General features: G+C 68.9%; 14 protein-coding genes and 1 riboswitch. Of the genes, 10 read left to right on the top strand and 4 right to left on the bottom strand.

Annotation, left to right across the window (positions count from 1 at the left end):
• Positions 1 to 29: 29 nt before the first annotated feature.
• Entirely contained in the window at positions 30 to 887 is an 858-nt protein-coding gene (locus AC1DGW_RS11965) for an EamA family transporter (RefSeq protein WP_478023167.1), read from the bottom strand.
• 62 nt (positions 888 to 949) lie between these two features.
• Between AC1DGW_RS11965 and AC1DGW_RS11960 the strand changes: the two genes are divergently transcribed.
• The 3 genes from AC1DGW_RS11960 (at position 950) to AC1DGW_RS11950 (ending at position 4350) form a co-directional block, all read left to right on the top strand.
• Positions 950 to 1621, top strand: a complete 672-nt coding sequence (locus tag AC1DGW_RS11960) for an alpha/beta hydrolase (RefSeq protein ID WP_478023165.1) — start codon at positions 950 to 952, stop codon at positions 1619 to 1621.
• A gap of 2 nt (positions 1622 to 1623) precedes the next feature.
• The gene (gene zapE / locus AC1DGW_RS11955) at positions 1624 to 2718 is read left to right on the top strand and encodes a cell division protein ZapE (protein WP_478023163.1); all 1095 of its coding nucleotides are present in this window, start codon (positions 1624 to 1626) and stop codon (positions 2716 to 2718) included.
• 156 nt (positions 2719 to 2874) lie between these two features.
• Complete coding sequence (locus tag AC1DGW_RS11950) at positions 2875 to 4350, top strand: vWA domain-containing protein (RefSeq protein WP_478023161.1); 1476 nt, start codon at positions 2875 to 2877, stop codon at positions 4348 to 4350.
• Positions 4351 to 4501: 151 nt separating this feature from the next.
• Here the strand turns inward: AC1DGW_RS11950 and AC1DGW_RS11945 are convergent, their stop codons facing one another.
• Positions 4502 to 5329, bottom strand: coding sequence for a DUF2884 family protein (locus AC1DGW_RS11945; protein WP_478023159.1), 828 nt, complete (start codon positions 5327 to 5329; stop codon positions 4502 to 4504).
• Positions 5330 to 5597: 268 nt separating this feature from the next.
• Positions 5598 to 5821: riboswitch (cobalamin riboswitch) on the top strand.
• Positions 5822 to 6084: 263 nt separating this feature from the next.
• Between AC1DGW_RS11945 and AC1DGW_RS11940 the strand changes: the two genes are divergently transcribed.
• The 6 genes from AC1DGW_RS11940 (at position 6085) to purU (ending at position 13147) form a co-directional block, all read left to right on the top strand.
• The gene (locus AC1DGW_RS11940) at positions 6085 to 8394 is read left to right on the top strand and encodes a ribonucleoside-diphosphate reductase subunit alpha (RefSeq protein WP_478023515.1); all 2310 of its coding nucleotides are present in this window, start codon (positions 6085 to 6087) and stop codon (positions 8392 to 8394) included.
• 148 nt (positions 8395 to 8542) lie between these two features.
• Positions 8543 to 9562, top strand: a complete 1020-nt coding sequence (locus AC1DGW_RS11935; protein WP_478023157.1) for a ribonucleotide-diphosphate reductase subunit beta — start codon at positions 8543 to 8545, stop codon at positions 9560 to 9562.
• Between the two features lie 156 nt (positions 9563 to 9718).
• Entirely contained in the window at positions 9719 to 10123 is a 405-nt protein-coding gene (locus tag AC1DGW_RS11930; RefSeq protein ID WP_478023155.1) for an acyl-CoA thioesterase, read from the top strand.
• 51 nt (positions 10124 to 10174) lie between these two features.
• A complete protein-coding gene (locus tag AC1DGW_RS11925; RefSeq protein ID WP_478023153.1) occupies positions 10175 to 11011 on the top strand; it encodes an NAD-dependent protein deacetylase in 837 nt (278 codons plus the stop codon).
• 71 nt (positions 11012 to 11082) lie between these two features.
• On the top strand, positions 11083 to 12177 hold the full coding sequence (locus tag AC1DGW_RS11920; RefSeq protein WP_478023150.1) for an NADH:flavin oxidoreductase/NADH oxidase: 1095 nt from the start codon (positions 11083 to 11085) through the stop codon (positions 12175 to 12177).
• 118 nt (positions 12178 to 12295) lie between these two features.
• A complete protein-coding gene (purU, locus tag AC1DGW_RS11915; protein ID WP_478023148.1) occupies positions 12296 to 13147 on the top strand; it encodes a formyltetrahydrofolate deformylase in 852 nt (283 codons plus the stop codon).
• Positions 13148 to 13156: 9 nt separating this feature from the next.
• On the opposite strand, the gene pncA is transcribed toward purU, so the two are convergent.
• Complete coding sequence (gene pncA / locus AC1DGW_RS11910; RefSeq protein ID WP_478023144.1) at positions 13157 to 13780, bottom strand: bifunctional nicotinamidase/pyrazinamidase; 624 nt, start codon at positions 13778 to 13780, stop codon at positions 13157 to 13159.
• Between the two features lie 137 nt (positions 13781 to 13917).
• Between pncA and AC1DGW_RS11905 the strand changes: the two genes are divergently transcribed.
• Positions 13918 to 14610 (top strand): MgtC/SapB family protein, encoded by a 693-nt coding sequence (locus tag AC1DGW_RS11905; protein ID WP_478023141.1) that lies wholly within the window; start codon positions 13918 to 13920, stop codon positions 14608 to 14610.
• A 36-nt stretch (positions 14611 to 14646) separates the two neighbouring features.
• Here AC1DGW_RS11905 and metE read toward each other — a convergent pair whose 3' ends face one another.
• Positions 14647 to 16935 carry a 5-methyltetrahydropteroyltriglutamate--homocysteine S-methyltransferase gene (gene metE, locus AC1DGW_RS11900; RefSeq protein WP_478023138.1) on the bottom strand — a complete coding sequence of 763 codons (2289 nt, stop codon included), beginning with the start codon at positions 16933 to 16935 and terminating at the stop codon, positions 14647 to 14649.
• Positions 16936 to 16945: the final 10 nt, after the last annotated feature.

Below are 16945 nucleotides of genomic sequence, written 5' to 3'. Positions count from 1 at the left end.
CGGAGCGGGGCGATGGCCCCGCTCCATGGTCAGGCCCCGCGCGCGATCAGTGCGATTGCCACCACTGCCAGGCCGAGGCCGGCACGGTTCCAGCGGCTGGTCTTCTCACCGAAGGCGAGCATGCCGACCAGCGCGCCCAGGCAGACCACGCCGATGTTCATGCCGGCGAAGATGGTGGCCGGGCTGTGCGGCAGCGCCTGGTGGGCGCGCACGTAGAACAGGATGTTGCCGAAGTTGATCGCGCCCAGCAGCAGGCCGAAACCGAGGTTGCGTACGTCCAGCCGGCAGCGGCCGCCGAAGTGGCGCTGCAGTTGCCAGCCCAGCATCAGCGCGAAGGCGATGGCGAAACTGACCAGCAGCGCGGCGGTGGAGGGCGTGCCGGACAGCGCCACCTGCTTGAGCAGGATGTCGATCAGCGCGAAGCCGGCCCATACCGCCAGCAGCCAGCGCCAGCCCGATGCCGCGGCGTTGCCGGGCTCGCCGTTGCGTGCGCTCACCCCGACAATGGCCAGCAGTCCCAATCCGAGCCCCGCCAGTTTCCAGCCGTTGGCCTGCTCGCCGAACAGTACGAAGGCCGCGCCCAGCGACAGCAGCAGCGACAGCCGCTGCGCCACGTCGCTGCGCACGATGCCGGCCTCGCGCACGGCGCGCGCCAGCACCAGGAAGATGCCCGGCAGCGCCACCGCCAGGCCGAGCAGCGCCGGCCACGGCGCATGCCCGTCGCGCAGCGATTGCAGCGAGGGCTTGAGCAACAGCAGCGACAGCGCGCTGGCGGCCAGATAATTCCAGGTCACGGCCTGGGCGATGTCGATGCCGCGCCGTGGCGCCAGTTTCAGCAGCACCGAGACCAGCACGCTGCACATCACGCTCAGGATCAGGAAGTGCATCGCGTTCGTTACCGGGCAGGAGCGGCGGTGAAGCCGGGGAAGGGGGCCGGTATTATGGCGGCATGAGCATTCCTTCATTCCCCCATGAATCGGCGGCGCTGATGCTGGATGGCCCGGTCGGGCCGCTGGAGGTCGCGGTCGATCTGCCTGATGGCGAGGTCGCGCCGCACCCGGTCGTCGCCGTCATCTGCCATCCGCTGTCCACCGAGGGCGGCAGCATGCACAACAAGGTGGTGACCATGGTCGCGCGCGCGCTGCGCGAACTCGGCGTTACCACCGTGCGTTTCAATTTCCGCAGCGTCGGCGCCTCGGCCGGCAGCTACGACAATGGCGAGGGCGAGAAGGACGACCTGCGCGCGGTGGTGGCGTGGGCGCGCGCCCAGCGCCCGGACTGCGCGCTGTGGCTGGCCGGTTTCAGCTTCGGCGCCTATGTCTGCCTGCGCGCCAGTGGCGCGCTGCAGCCGCAGGCATTGATCTCGATCGCGCCGCCGGTCGGCCGCCGCACCTGGGATTTCGACGGATTGCAGCCGCCGGCGCAATGGCTGGTGGTGCAGGGCGATGCCGACGAGATCGTCGACGCGCAGGCGGTCTACCAGTGGGTGGAATCGCTGCCGGCACCGCCGCAGCTGGTGCGCATGCCCGACACCAGCCATTTCTTCCATCGCAAGCTGATCGACCTGCGTGGTGCGATCCAGCACGAAGTGCGGCGCTGGCTGCCCGACGGCAGCTGCTGAGCATGGACGCGACAACCCCCTCGCAGCGCTACGCCGCCGGCGTGGCCCGTGGCGACTGGCGCGACGATCCGGCCCAGCATCCGGCGCTGGCCGAACTGGACCGCATCCACGAGGCCATCGCCGATTCGGCGCAGGACGGCTGGCTCGACCGGCTGTCGGCGTTCTGGAAGAAACCCGAGCCGGTCAAGGGCCTGTACTTCTGGGGCGGCGTCGGTCGCGGCAAGACCTTCCTGGTCGATCTGTTCTACGACGGCCTGCCGATCGAACAGAAGTACCGCACCCACTTCCACCGCTTCATGCGCGGCATCCACGAACGTCTGCGGGAGCACCAGGGGCAGAGCGACCCGCTGGCGAAGATCGCCCAGGAGTGGCGCAGCAGGCTGCGCGTGCTGGTGCTGGACGAGTTCTTCGTCACCGATATCGGCGACGCGATGCTGCTGGCGCGCCTGCTCGAGCGCCTGTTCGCCGAAGGCGTGACCCTGGTGACCACCTCCAATACCGCGGTGGAGAACCTGTACCTCAACGGCCTGCAGCGCGACAGCTTCCTGCCGGCCATCGCCCTGCTGCAGAAATACTGCGTGGAGCTGTACGCCGAAGGCACCGAGGACTACCGCATGCGCGCGCTGACCCGTTCGCCGGTGTACCGCGCGCCGCTGGAGGACGGCAGCGACGCCTGGCTGGGCGGGCGCTGGAAGGAGCTGAGCGGTGGCCAGGACGCACACACCGGCAACATCCAGATCGAGGGTCGCAAGATTCCCGTGCGCGGGCGCGGCAAGAGCATCGTCTGGTTCGACTTCCCGGCGCTGTGCGAAGGCCCGCGCGGTCCTTCGGACTACATCGAGATCGCGCGCGAGTTCAATACCGTGCTGCTCGGCGGCATCCCGCACTTCGACCGCATGAACGAGGATGCCGCGCGGCGCTTCGTCAACCTGATCGACGAGCTGTACGACCGCCAGGTCAACCTGGTCTGCACCGCGCAGGATCCGCCGCCGCTGCTCTATTCCGGCACGCGCCTGGCCGGCGCCTTCGAACGTACCGCCAGCCGCCTGATCGAGATGCAGAGCGCCGAATACCTGGGTACCGCCCACCGGCTTTGAACCTGCAACCTGTAGGAGCGCACTACCGGGAAAGCCCCATCGCGCACTGAAGTGCGCTCCTGCGCGCAAAGTCGCCAACCCCGTTTGTCGTGATCATCCGTTCTCCTTTCCGCATGCCGCCCCGGCGGCCCACCCTGCAAGAAACGGAGCACGCAGATGAAGCACGCAAGCATGGCCTCCCGGCGCCTGCCGGTACGTTCGATGGCATTCGCGTTGACGGTGCTGGCCGGCCTGCCGGCGCTCGCCGGGGAGCCGTTGTGGCCGGCGCCGGCCACCGTCGTCGTGGTGCCCGATTTGAAGGCGCCGGCGCTCAAGCGCACGCGCCAGACCGCGCCGAACTTCAGCGCGCCGGTCGCCAGCGTGTGCAGCGATACGCCGCGCATGCGCGAGGTGCCGGACCCGCAGCCGCCGCAGCGCGTGCGCGATATCCCCGCCCTGGTGGGCAAGGTCGGACGCGACAAGCTGCTGAGGGAAGCTGCGCCGCCGGCTCCGGCCCCACCTCCGGTCGCCGCTGCCGACGTGGCGCGGGTGACGGTGTCCGGGTCGCGGGCCGACCTGGCGATGCCGTACGCGCCGGCGCCGGTGTCACAGCAACCTGCAACGCCGGTGACCGCCGGCGTGGTCGACGACAACGCCGACTTCGGCGGTTTCCAGCAGTTCCTGAAGCGTCATGCCGAAGCGGCACAGCTGGGGCGCGATGTCTCGGTTCGCCAGCGACTGCGCGTGGTCGATGCGCAGGGCCGACCGGTACCCGATGCCGAGGTTGCCGTCTCCACCGCCGATGGCGCGCGCCTGTGGGCGCGTACCGATGCCGGCGGCCAGGCCTGGCTGCATCTGAATGCCTTCGACGACCGCGACTCGGCGAGCTACCGGGTGGACGTGCGCCGCGGTGGGCAGCAGGCGCGGGCGCAGCTGCGGCGCGGGCAGAAGGACGCGCTGGAAGTGCGGCTGCCGACAACGACAACAGCGCCGCGGGCGCGGCTGGACCTGGTGTTCATGGTCGATGCGACCGGCTCGATGGGCGACGAGATCGACAAGCTGCGCGCTTCGCTGCGCGACATCGTGCGCGGCATCGAACAGCTGCCGTCGCGTCCGGACGTGTGCCTGGGGCTGGTCACCTACCGCGACCGCGGTGATGAGTACTTCGTGCGCAGCTGGGACCTGACCGGCAATGTCGCCGCCTTCCAGCAGGTGCTCGACGGCGTGCGTGCCGGCGGTGGCGGCGACATGCCCGAGGCGATGAACGAAGCCTTCGACCATGCGGTGCAGGCGCTGGCGTGGCGCGGCCCGGCGACCACGCGCCTGCTGGTGTCGCTGGCCGACGCCCCGCCGCACATGGACTATCCGCAGCCGCACTACGACCAGACCATGCTCGCGGCGCTGGGCAAGGGCATCAAGGTGTTCAGCGTGGCCGCGTCGGGCCAGGACACCACCGGCGAGATCGTGCAGCGGCAGATCGCCCAGTACACCGGCGGGCGCTTCATCTTCCTCACCTACAAGGACGCATCCGACCCGGGCAGCGGCCCTGGCCGCGAGACCGTGCACGACGTGGCCGACTACTCGGTGGATACGCTGGACACGCTGGTGGTGCGGCTGGTGCGCGAGGAACTGGCGCAGTTGCCGAAGGGGTGAGGGCGCTCTGCTGCACGCGGTTGGGTTCTACAAGAGTGATGTCATGCAGCACCGGGCATACGCCCGGTGCTGGCATGCCCCGGGAAACCCCCGTGCAGGGCGAGCCCCGCCCCTGTGGCGTGGTCGCGATACAGGCGTTGCCTGTCTTCCGTCAGGGATGCGCGGGCAGCGCGATGCTGTTGTCCGGTGCCTGTTCCTTCGCCACGGGCGCCATGGCTGACGCCTCGCCACGTTCGTCGCTGACGCTCATCATCCGCAGCGGCTGGCCGTTGTAGCGGAACTCCAGCGCCGATTGCAGCTGGTCCAGCGCCAGCACCTGCGTGCACAGGGATTGTGCATGCTGTTCCAGGGCGTGGGCGCGCGCCTCGATCTTCGGTTCGAGTTCGGCTTCGATCTTCTCGCTGCGTTTCTCGATGCGTTCCTCACCGCCGGTGAGCATGGTCCACAACAGGCCGCGGGCGATGGAGCCTTTCAGCGATTCGGCCGACTCCTGCACGCGTTGCTCGAAGCCCTCGCCGAACAGGTCCTGCTCCCAGCGCCCGCGGCCGATGGTCGAGGCGACGAAGCGCTCGGCATCCGTGCGCAGCGCGCGCACCTTGCGCGAATTGAAATTGCCGGTCATGGAGCCGTAGACCATGTCCAGCACGTCGAAGCTGATTCCCACCGACTCGTTGGCGATGCCGGTGACCGCCGGCATCATCTGGCGCACCCCGGCCTCGAGCACGCGCAGGCGTTGTGCGTCGTCGACGCTGACCACCTGCATGCGGCCGTCGATGCTCAACTCGCCATCGTGGAACACGATCTCGCGCGGCGTGGCGTCGCGCTGGCGCAGCCAGATGCCGCCGCCATCGACCAGCACGTCGTAGTCGGTACTGACGCCGCACTGGGTGGACGACAGTGTCGGCGATTTCACCGTGCCGGCATGCGCGGCCACGGGCGACAGGGCGAGCAGGGCGGCGGCGAGGACCAGGCGGCGCATGGCGGGGAATCCATTCGAAGGGCCGACAGGATCGCCGGCCAGGCCGGGGCCGGGCCTCCGCCGGAAGTCATGGCGGTGCAATCCGGGCATCGGATCATGAATGCGCAGGGTGTTTTCCTGCCCTTGAATCGGCGTCCGAGGGCTTGACTGCGCAATCGCGATGAGCGGGTCGCCGCGGCTGTGCTGAGTCGCCACGGGAGGATTGCTTGCGCCGCAAGGGGAATGCGGTTGCCCACAATATTTGGCGTTGACCGGGCCGGTTGCCCCCACTATCTTGTGGCTCGTCGGTTCTGGCGGGTTGCTCCCCGCTGGATTGAAAGGGAAGCCGGTGACGCCTTCGATGGCCATTCCGGCACTGCCCCGCAGCGGTAATTGGGAACGAACCCGCCACAAAGCACTGAGGCCCGATGCCTTGGGAAGCGGCGGAAGTAGGAGAAGGCCCCCGCCTTCCCGCCCATGAGTCCGAAGACCTGCCGACGGCCGCGCGAAGCACAGCGCGCGGTGCCGGCTGCGGAGTCTTCGAGGGGAAGACGGCTGGCGACGCGGCAGCGCCGGTGGCGACCTCGGGTCGCGCCGTCGCGGATGCTGCGACGCCGTCCTTCCATGCTCATCGCCCGCCACCGGCCCTGGTTCCTGCGAGGGCAGGCGCCGCGTGCACCACGCCATGAGGACGCATTGCCGTGACCGCCACCGATACCGCCGTTGTCCCGACCGAGGCCGGCTTCGAACTGACCCCGCCGCCGACCGCTACCGCCATGAGCGTGACCAAGCGCAATGGCGGCACCGAGCCGGTGGACCTGAACAAAATCGTGCGCGCCATCCAGCGCTGCTGCGAAGGCCTGCATGCCGTCGATCCGATGCGCGTGGCCACCCGCACCATCTCCGGCCTGTACAACGGCGCCACCACCCAGGAACTGGACGAACTGTCGATCCGCACCGCCGCGCTGCTGATCGGCGAGGAGCCGGAGTACGGCCGCCTGGCCGCGCGCCTGCTGGCCAACTTCATCGCCAAGGAAGTATCCGGCCAGGAGATCCATGCATTCTCGCAGTCGGTCGGCCGCGGCCATGAAGTGGGCCTTATCAACGACCGCCTGCTCAACTTCGTGCAGGTCAACGCGCGCAAGCTCAACGACGCGGTCAACCCGGAATACGACCTCAACTTCGATTACTTCGGCCTGCGCACGCTGTACGACCGCTACCTGCTGCGCCATCCGCATTCGCGCAAGGTCATCGAGACGCCGCAGCAGTTCTTCCTGCGCATCGCCAGCGCGCTGAGCGAGGACGTGCCCGAGGCGCTGGCGCTGTACCAGCGGCTGGGCAGCCTGGACTACCTGCCGTCCAGCCCGACCCTGTTCAACGCCGGCACCAGCCATGAGCAGCTGTCGTCCTGCTTCCTGCTGGATTCGCCGCAGGACTCGCTCGAATCCATCTACGCCAAATACGGCGACATCGCGCAGCTGTCCAAGTTCAGCGGCGGCATCGGCGTGAGCTATACCCGCGTGCGTTCGCGCGGCTCGCTGATCAAGTCCACCAACGGCCACTCCAACGGCATCGTGCCGTGGCTGAAGACGCTGGATTCCTCGGTGGCCGCGGTCAACCAGGGCGGCAAGCGCAAGGGCGCGGCCTGCGTGTACCTGGAAACCTGGCATGCGGACATCGAGGACTTCCTGGAGCTGCGCGACAACGCGGGCGATGATTCGCGCCGCACCCACAACCTCAACCTCGCCAACTGGGTGCCGGACCTGTTCATGCAGCGCGTGGAAGCCGACCAGGAGTGGTCGCTGTTCGATCCGCGCGTGGTGCCGGAGTTCACCGACCTGTACGGCGAGGCGTTCGAGCGCGCCTACCTGCAGGCCGAGGCGCAGGGCAAGGCGGTCAAGGCGCTGCCGGCGCGCAAGTTGTACGCGCGGATGATGCGTACCCTGGCCGAGACCGGCAATGGCTGGATGACGTTCAAGGACAAGTGCAACCGCGCCAGCAACCAGACCCTGCGCGCGAACAACGTCATCCACCTGTCCAACCTGTGCACCGAGATCCTGGAGGTCACTTCGGCCGAGGAGACCGCGGTGTGCAACCTGGGTTCGATCAACCTGGGCAACCACCTCGACGAGCATGGCGATTTCGATTTCGACAAGCTCGCCGAGACCGTGCGCCTGGCCGTGCGCCAGCTCGACCGGGTGATCGACCTGAATTTCTACCCGATCGAGACCGCGCGCCGCGGCAACCTGCGCTGGCGTCCGGTCGGCCTGGGCTGCATGGGCCTGCAGGACGTGTTCTTCCGCAAGCGGCTGGCGTTCGACTCGGAGGCCGCGCGCGCGCTGTCGACCAGGATCGCCGAGGAAATCTATTTCCACGCGCTGGAGACGTCGTGCGAGCTGGCGGCCGAACGCGGCAGGCATGCCTCGTTCAACGATACCCGCGCCGCCAATGGCGAACTGCAGTTCGATGCCTGGAACGTGGTGCCGGCCGACAGCGCGCGCTGGGACGCGCTGCGCGCGCGCATCGGCCAGCATGGCCTGCGCAACTCGCTGATGATCGCCATCGCCCCGACCGCGACCATCGCCTCCATTGCCGGCTGCTACGAGTGCGTGGAGCCGCAGGTGTCCAATCTGTTCAAGCGCGAGACCCTGTCCGGCGACTTCCTGCAGGTCAACCGCCACCTGGTCGGCGAACTCAAGCAACTGGGGCTGTGGACGCCGGAGATGCGCGACGCGATCAAGCTGGCCGACGGCTCGATCCAGAACCTGCCGCAGATTCCCGAAGCGCTGCGCACGGTGTACCGCACAGCGTGGGAACTGCCGATGCGCTCGCTGATCGACATGGCCGCCGATCGTGGCGCCTTCATCGACCAGTCCGCCTCGCTCAACCTGTTCATGGAGAGCCCGAACATCGGCGCGATGTCTTCGATGTACATGTACGCCTGGAAGAGGGGCGTAAAGACCACCTACTACCTGCGCTCGCGCCCGGCCACGAAGATCGCCAAGACCACGGTCAGCGCCTATGCCCCGGTCGAGGCCGTGGCCTGCTCGCTGGAGAATCCGGAAGCCTGCGAGGCCTGCCAGTAATCGCTTGAGCCCCTTTCCCGCCGGGAAAGGGGCCGGGGTGGGGGCAACGCGAAGCCGGCTTCGTCCCCTCACCGAATCCTCATCCGGCGCTTCGCGCCACCTTCTCCCCGAGGGCACTGTTCCCAAGGGGAAGGAAATGGAGTTACCCATGTCCGCACAACCCCGCCAGATGCTGCTCGATCCGGGCTTCGAACTGACCCTGCGTCCGATGCGCTACCCGGACTTCTACGAGATGTACCGCAACGCGATCAAGAACACCTGGACGGTGGACGAGATCAACTTCCAGATCGACATCACCGACCTGCATCACAAGATGACGCCGGCCGACCGCCACCTGATCCATCGGCTGGTCGCCTTCTTCGCCACCGGCGATTCCATCGTCTCCAACAACCTGGTGCTGAACCTGTACCAGCACCTCAACGCGCCGGAAGCGCGCATGTACCTGTCGCGCCAGCTGTACGAAGAGGCGCTGCACGTGCAGTTCTACCTGACCCTGCTGGACAACTACCTGCCCGACCCGGAAGAACGCTTCAAGGCCTTCGCCGCGGTGGAGAACATCGAGTCGATCAAGAAGAAGGCCGATTTCTGCTTCAGGTGGATCGACTCGATCCAGGGCATGAAGCGCATCGAGAGCCGCGAGCAGCGCCGCCAGTTCCTGCTCAACCAGATCTGCTTCGCCGCCTGCATCGAGGGCCTGTTCTTCTTCGCGGCCTTCGCCTACGTGTATTTCTTTCGCTCGCGCGGGCTGCTGCCGGGCCTGGCCTCGGGCACCAACTGGGTGTTCCGCGACGAGAGCTGCCACATGGAATTCGCCTTCGAGTGCGTGCGTACCATCCGCGCCGAGGAGCCGGACCTGTTCGATGCCACGATGGAACAGCAGGTCTACGAGATGCTGGCCGAGGCCATCGAGTGCGAGGTGCAGTTCGCCGAGGACGTGCTGTCCGGCGGCGTGGCCGGCATCTCCACGCGCGACATGCGCCAGTACCTGCAGCATTGCGCCGACCAGCACTTCGCCAAACTGGGCATGGCCCGGAAATACAACGTGCGCAACCCGCTGCCGTTCATGGAGCTGCAGGACGTGCAGGAGCTGACCAACTTCTTCGAGCGCCGCGTCTCGGCCTACCAGGTCGGCGTGCAGGGCGAGGTTGGCTTCGACCACGCGTTCTGAAGGGGATGCGTGGAGCGGGGCAACGCCCCGCAACCCCTGCCGTGAGGGACGCCGGGGCTTGCCCCGGCGCAGCATGCCCGACGCGGCAACGTCACATCCGATGACGCCCTCCCTGCGTATCATCCGGACCAGTTTCCCGACCCCGTGAACGCCGCCATGAACGCCACGCCCGCCATCGTCCCGCCCACCGAAGTCCGCATGGCGGAGATCGTCTTTCCCAACCACACCAACCATCTCGGCACCTTGTTCGGCGGCCAGGCGATGGCGTGGATGGACAAGGCCGCCTTCCTCGCCGCAGCGCGCTACTCGCGCCGCACCGTGGTTACCGCGCACTCGGACCAGGTGGATTTCAAGCTGCCGATCCGCATCGGCGAGATGGTCGAGACGGTCGGCCGCGTGGTCGAGGTGGGTCGCAGCTCGATGACGGTGCAGGTCGAGCTGATCGCCGAGGACCTGCACAGCGGCGAACGCAAGCTGTGCACGCGCGGCCACTTCGTGATGGTGGCGCTGGACGCCGAGGGCCGCCCGGCCCCGGTGCCGGCATTGCTGCCGCAGGCCTGATCCGGAACGCGGGCGATGGCCGTGCGGCCGGATCAGGCCGGTATCCCGTCCATGGCGACGGACACGCGCCTGGCGGAATTCGTTGCCGGCCATCGGCGCCTGTTGCTGTTGACCGGCGCCGGCTGCAGCACCGACTCGGGTATTCCCGACTACCGCGATGCCGACGGGCAGTGGAAGCGCACGCCGCCGGTGGACTACCGCGCGTTCATGGCCGACCCCGCGGTGCGCCGGCGCTACTGGGCGCGCAGCCTGGTCGGCTGGCCGCGCTTCGGCCAGGCCCGGCCCAACGCCACCCACCACGCTCTGGCCGCACTGGAGGCGGCCGGCAGGGTCGAACTGCTGCTGACCCAGAACGTGGACGGCCTGCACCAGCGCGCCGGCAGCCGCAGCGTGATCGACCTGCATGGACGGCTGGACGAGGTGCGCTGCATGGGCTGCGAGACGCGCTCGTCGCGCGAGGTGCTGCAGCAGCGCCTGCTCGACGCCAATCCCGCCTGGGCGGCCTTGCAGGCGGCGCAGGCGCCCGACGGCGACGCCGACCTGGAGGGCGACTTCGACGGCTTCGTGGTGCCGGACTGCACGACCTGCGGCGGCCTGCTCAAGCCGGACGTGGTGTTCTTCGGCGAGAACGTGCCGCGCGAACGCGTGGCCGCGGTGCACGCACACCTGCAGCGCGCCGACGCGGTGCTGGTGGTGGGCTCGTCGTTGATGGTCTATTCCGGCTTCCGCTTCGTCGATGCCGCCGCCAGGGCCGGGTTGCCGGTGGCGGCGGTCAACCTCGGCCGCACCCGTGCCGACGCCCTGCTGTCGCTGAAGATCGAGCAGCCCTGTGCGCAGGCGCTGGCCTTCCTGCTGGATGGGGGGCGCGTCGGTTCCAAGACGCAGTGATCCACGGTTCCGGTTGAACCGGCCGGGGTGCGGGAGTGCAATGGGCGCCCCCCAACCGGATCACCCCCCACGTGAGCCATCTGTTTTCGCCGCTGTCGCTCGGCCCGTTGTCCCTTTCCAACCGCATCGTCATCGCGCCGATGTGCCAGTACTCGGCCGATGAAGGCCGTGCCACCGACTGGCACGCCCAGCACCTGGGCACGCTGTCGCAGTCCGGCGCCGGATTGATGATCCTGGAAGCCACCGCGGTGGAAGCGCGTGGTCGCATCAGCTGGGCCGACCTCGGCCTGTGGGACGACGCCACCGAAGCGGCGCTGGGCGAGGTGCTGGCCTCGGTGCGGCGCTGGTCGAAGATGCCCATCGGCATCCAGCTCGCCCATGCCGGGCGCAAGGCCTCGACGGCGCGCCCCTGGGATGGCGGCGGCGCCATTGCGCCGGGGCACGCGCATGGCTGGCAGGTGGCGGCGCCGTCGGCGCTGCCGTTCAATGCGGGCGACCCGGTGCCGCAGGCGCTGGACGCGGCCGGCATCGACGCGGTGGTGGAGGCATTCGCCGCCGCCGCGCGCCGTGCGGCACGGCTGGGGCTGGAACTGATCGAGATCCATGCCGCGCATGGCTACCTGCTGCACCAGTTCCTGTCGCCGCTGAGCAACCGGCGCGAAGACGAATACGGCGGCGCACTGGAGAACCGCATGCGCCTGCTGCTGCGCGTGTTCGATGCGGTACGTGCCGTGGTGCCGGCCAGCGTCGCGGTGGGCGTGCGCATTTCCGCCACCGACTGGGTGGAGGGCGGCTGGGATGTGGCCCAGAGCATCGCCGTGGCCAAGGTGCTGGAGGCGCGCGGCAGCGATTTCATCCATGTCTCCAGCGGCGGGCTGGACCCGCGCCAGCGGATTCCGGTCGGCCCGGGCTACCAGGTATCGCTGGCCGGTGCGATCAAGGCGCAGGTCGCCACGCCGGTGATCGCGGTGGGCCTGATCACCGAGCCGCGCCAGGCCGAAACCATCCTGGCCGAGGGCCACGCCGACGCCATCGGCATCGCCCGCGGCATCCTCTACGACCCGCGCTGGCCGTGGCATGCGGCCGCCGAGCTCGGTGCGCAGGTGCACGCCGCGCCGCAGTACCTGCGCTGCCAGCCGCACGGCCTGCGCGAGCTGTTCGTGTAGGTGCCGGGCTCGCCCGGCACGGGGCTTTCCCGGCAGGGGCTCTGCGGGGCGAGCCCCGCAGCTACGGCGGCCTTGTTTGGTTTCCCCGGAAAATTTCGTGCGTCGCTAGACTCCGGCGATGCGCCCCGACTACATCCTCACGCTTTCCTGTCCGGACCGTACCGGCATCGTCTACCGCGTTTCAGGCCTGCTGTTCGAGGCCGGCTGCAACATCCTCGACGCCCAGCAGTTCGGTGACGAGGAAAGCGGCCGCTTCTTCCTGCGGGTGCATTTCGACATGGCCGCGGCCGGCGAGGAACCCGGCGTGCGCGAGCGCCTGCGGCGGCTTGGTGCAGAGTTCGCGATGGACTGGCAACTGCACGACGCCCGCCGCCGCGCGCGGTTGCTGGTGCTGGTCAGCAAGCAGGGCCATTGCCTCAACGACCTGCTGTTCCGCGCCCACAGCCGGCAGCTGAAAGTAGACATCGCCGCGGTGGCTTCCAACCACGGCGACTTCGCCGCGCTGGCCGGTTCCTATGGCGTGCCGTTCCAGCACCTGCCGGTGAACGCGGAAAACCGCGCGCAGCAGGAGCGGCAGATCCTGGATCTGGTCGAACGCGAAAGCATCGATCTGGTGGTGCTGGCGCGCTACATGCAGATCCTCACGCCGCAGCTGTGCACCGCGCTGGCCGGGCGCGCGATCAACATCCACCACAGCTTCCTGCCCAGCTTCAAGGGCGCCCAGCCCTACCACCAGGCGCACGCACGCGGGGTCAAGATCATCGGCGCCACCGCGCACTACGTCACCAGCGACCTGGACGAAGGCCCGATCATCGAACAGGACGTCGCCCGCGTGGACCATGCCATGACGCCGCGCGACCTGGTGCGGCTGGGCAGCGATACCGAATCGCTGGTGCTGGCCCGTGCGGTGCGCCGCCACGTCGAACACCGCATCCTGCTCAACGGCCACCGCACGGTGGTGTTCCGCTGAGCCAGGGGATCACTTCTCGATGGCGATCCCGGCCTCGATCAGCGCGATGCGCGTGGCTTCGTCGTTGTCCGCCGACACCGGTCGCGTCAGTTCCCACAGGAAGCGCACGCGGAAGCCGCTGATGGCTGCGTCCTGCGCGCTCCACAGCACGCAGTAGTCGCGCGCCAGCCCGCACACGTGCACCTCGGCGATGCCGCGCTCATGCAGCCAGCCGGCCAGGCCGGTGGCCGGGCGGTCGCCCTGCGGACCGAAGTTCTCGCGGAACGCGCTGTACGAATCCACCTGGCGGTCGCTGCCCTTGCGCAGGATCAGGTCGGCACTGTTCCAGTCCACCTGCGGGTGCAGCGCTGCGCCCGGGCTGCCCTGTACGCAGTGGTCCGGCCACAGCGTCTGCGCATGGCCGTGCAGTTCGATCGACTCGAACGGCCTGCGCCCGGCGTGCTGGCTGGCGAACGAGGCGTGGTCGGCCGGGTGCCAGTCCTGCGTGGCGACGACGGTCGCGTAGCGGCGCTGCGCGAGCAGTGCGGCGATGCCCGGCACGATGGCATCGCCCTGGTGGCAGGGCAGCGCGCCGCCGGGCATGAAATCGGGTTGCAGGTCGATCACCAGCAGGGCTGTGTCATTGCCGTACATCGCAGGTTCCGGTGCGGGGGGCCATGGAGTGTAACGCCGCACCGGCCGGCGCCGGGTCTGCAGCGTTCACGACGCGATGCGGCGCAGCGGGCGCAACGGCCTACACTGCGGCAACGGCAAGCGACGGGGAGGCGGCAATGATCCAGTGGTGGGAACTTGGCCTGCGGCTGCTGCTGGCGGCCCTGCTTGGTGCGGTGATCGGCATCAACCGCGGGCGCCTGGAATGGGCGGCGGGCCTGCGCACGCACATGCTCGTCTGCGTGGGCTCGGCGCTGGCCGTCATCGTGTCCGCGTTCGGCTTCTTCGACGTGCTGGACCATCCCAACATCCAGCTCGATCCTTCGCGCATCGCCGCGCAGGTGGTCAGCGGCGTCGGCTTCCTCGGCGCCGGCACCATCCTGTTCCTGCAGCGCGAGCAGGTGATCCGCGGCCTGACCACGGCGGCGGGGCTGTGGGCGGTGGCGTCGGTCGGCCTGGCCGCGGGTTCCGGCCTGTATGCGGCGGCGATCATGGCAACGGTGTTGATGTGGGCGATCCTGGCGTTGCTCAAACCGCTGGAGCAGCGTTACCTGCGCCGCCGCGCGCGCAGCGGCCGGCTGCGCCTGCGCGTGGCGGTGGGCACGCCGCTGGCGCGTGTCGAAGCGGCGGCCAGCGATGCCGGCCTGCCGGTGAAGCGCATCACCCTGCGCCCGCGCGAACAGGACAACGACATCGTCGATATCGATTGCGACCCGCCACTGCCGCGCGAGCAGATGCTGGCCAAGGCGGAACAGCTGGGCCGCATCGAAGGCGTGGTGTCGGTGGAACTGCCCGGGTTGGCCGTCAATTGACCGCGGAGGCCCGGCACCGGGCCTCCGTGGCATTGCTCAGGCAGCGGCGAACTCGCCGCGCAGCACCTGCGCCGCTTCCACCATCGCCTCCAGCGCGGCGCGCGTCTCCGGCCAGGCGCGGGTCTTCAGGCCGCAGTCCGGGTTCACCCACAGTTTTTCCGCCGGCAGCACCTCGATGGCTTTGCGCAGCAGTTCGACCATCTCGGCGCGGTCGGGCACACGCGGGGAGTGGATGTCGTACACGCCCGGCCCGACCTGGTTGGGATAGTCGAAGCGCGCGAACGCATCGAGCAGTTCCATGCGCGAGCGCGAGGTCTCGATCGAGATCACGTCCGCGTCCAGCGCCGCCACCGAGTCGATGATGTCGTTGAACTGCGCGTAGCACATGTGGGTATGGATCTGGGTGGCGTCGGCCACGCCGCTGGCGGCGATGCGGAACGCCTCCACGGCCCAGTCCAGATATCGCTGCCGCTGCGCCTGGCGCAATGGCAGGCCCTCGCGCAGCGCCGGCTCGTCGATCTGGATGGCGGCGATGCCGGCCGCTTCCAGATCGTTGACTTCGTCGCGCAGCGCGAGCGCGATCTGCCGGCAGGTCTGCGCACGCTCCTGGTCGTCGCGCACGAACGACCACTGCAGCACCGTCACCGGGCCGGTGAGCATGCCCTTCATCGGCCGCCCGGTCAGCGATTGCGCGTACTGCGACCAGCGCACCGTCATCGGCGCGGGGCGGCTGACGTCGCCATAGATGACCGGCGGCTTCACGCAGCGCGAGCCATAGCTCTGCACCCAGCCATTGCCGGTGAAGGCGAAGCCGTCGAGCTGTTCGCCGAAGTACTCGACCATGTCGTTGCGCTCGAACTCGCCATGCACCAGAACATCCAGGCCGATCTGCTCCTGCACGCGGACACACTGCTCGGTCTGCGCGGCGAGGAAGGCCTCGTAGTCGGCGTCGGAGAGCTTGCCCGATTTGTTGCGGGCGCGGGCCTCGCGCACTTCCTGTGTCTGCGGGAACGAGCCGATGGTGGTGGTGGGGAAGGGCGGCAGGCGCAGCGCCGTCGCCTGCAGCGGCAGACGTTGCGCATGCGGCGTGGCGCGGGCGGCATCGGCGGCGGTAAGCGCGGCCACGCGCGCCTTGACTGCGGCGTTGTGCACGCGCGGCGAGCGGCGCCGCGATTCGATGGCTTCGCGGGCGGGCGCCAGTGCCGCTTCGGCGCCCTCGCGGCCATCCAGCGCATCGGCAAGCCGCCGCAGTTCCTCCAGCTTCTGCCGCGAGAACGCCAGCCAGCCGCACAGTTCGGCATCGAGCTTCTTCTCCAGCGACAGGTCGACCGGGCAGTGCAGCAGCGAGCACGAAGGTGCCAGCCACAGCCGCTCGCCACCCCGGTGGCCGTGGGCATAGCGGGCGAGGATCAGCGCGTTGTCCAGCGGGTTGCGCCAGATGTTGCGGCCGTCTATCAGGCCCAGCGACAGCACGCGGCTGGCCGGCAGTGCGCGCAGGACGGCATCGAGTTGTTCGGGCGCGCGCACCAGGTCCACGTGCAGGCCCTGCACCGGCAGCGACGTGGCCAGGGCGAGGTTGTCCTCGAGTGCGCCGAAGTAGGTGGCCAGCAGGATGTCCGGGCGCGGGCCATCGGCCAGGCGGGCATAGGCTTGCTTGAATGCGGCGCGGGCGGCATCGTCCAGGTCCTGCACCAGCGCGGGTTCGTCCAGCTGCACCCACTGCGCGCCTTCGGCCTTCAAGGCTTCAAGCAATTGCGCGTAGACCGGCAGCAGGGCATCGAGCAGGGCCAGCGGATCGCTGCCGTCGATGGTCTTGGACAGCAGCAGGAAACTCACCGGCCCCAGCAGCACCGGGCGGGTCTGGATGCCCAGCGCCTTCGCCTCGCGGTATTCGGCCAACGGCTTGTCGCCGCGCAGCGCGAAGCCCTGGCCGGCCTGCAGTTCCGGCACCAGGTAGTGGTAGTTGGTGTCGAACCACTTGGTCATTTCCAGCGCAGGCACGTCGATGCCCGGCTGCTGCAGGCCGCGCGCCATCGCGAAGTACGCGGCCAGCGGCTCGCGGTCGGCGAGGGCGCGGTAGCGGGCGGGAATGGCGTCGAACAGGAACGCGGTGTCGAGCACATGGTCGTACAGCGAAAAGTCGTTGCTCGGCGGCAGGTCAACGCCGGACTCGCATTGCAGCTTCCAATGGCGCACGCGCAGCTCCGCGGCGGTGGCCTGCAGCTGCGCGGCATCGCTCTCGCCGCGCCAGTGGCTTTCCAGCGCGCGCTTGAGTTCGCGGCGTGCGCCGATGCGGGGAAACCCCAGGTTGGTAACGGTTGTCATGGCACTCCTC

This window comes from Stenotrophomonas sp. 05N423 (assembly GCF_056397145.1).
This window is presented reverse-complemented; position numbering and strand designations above follow the sequence as displayed.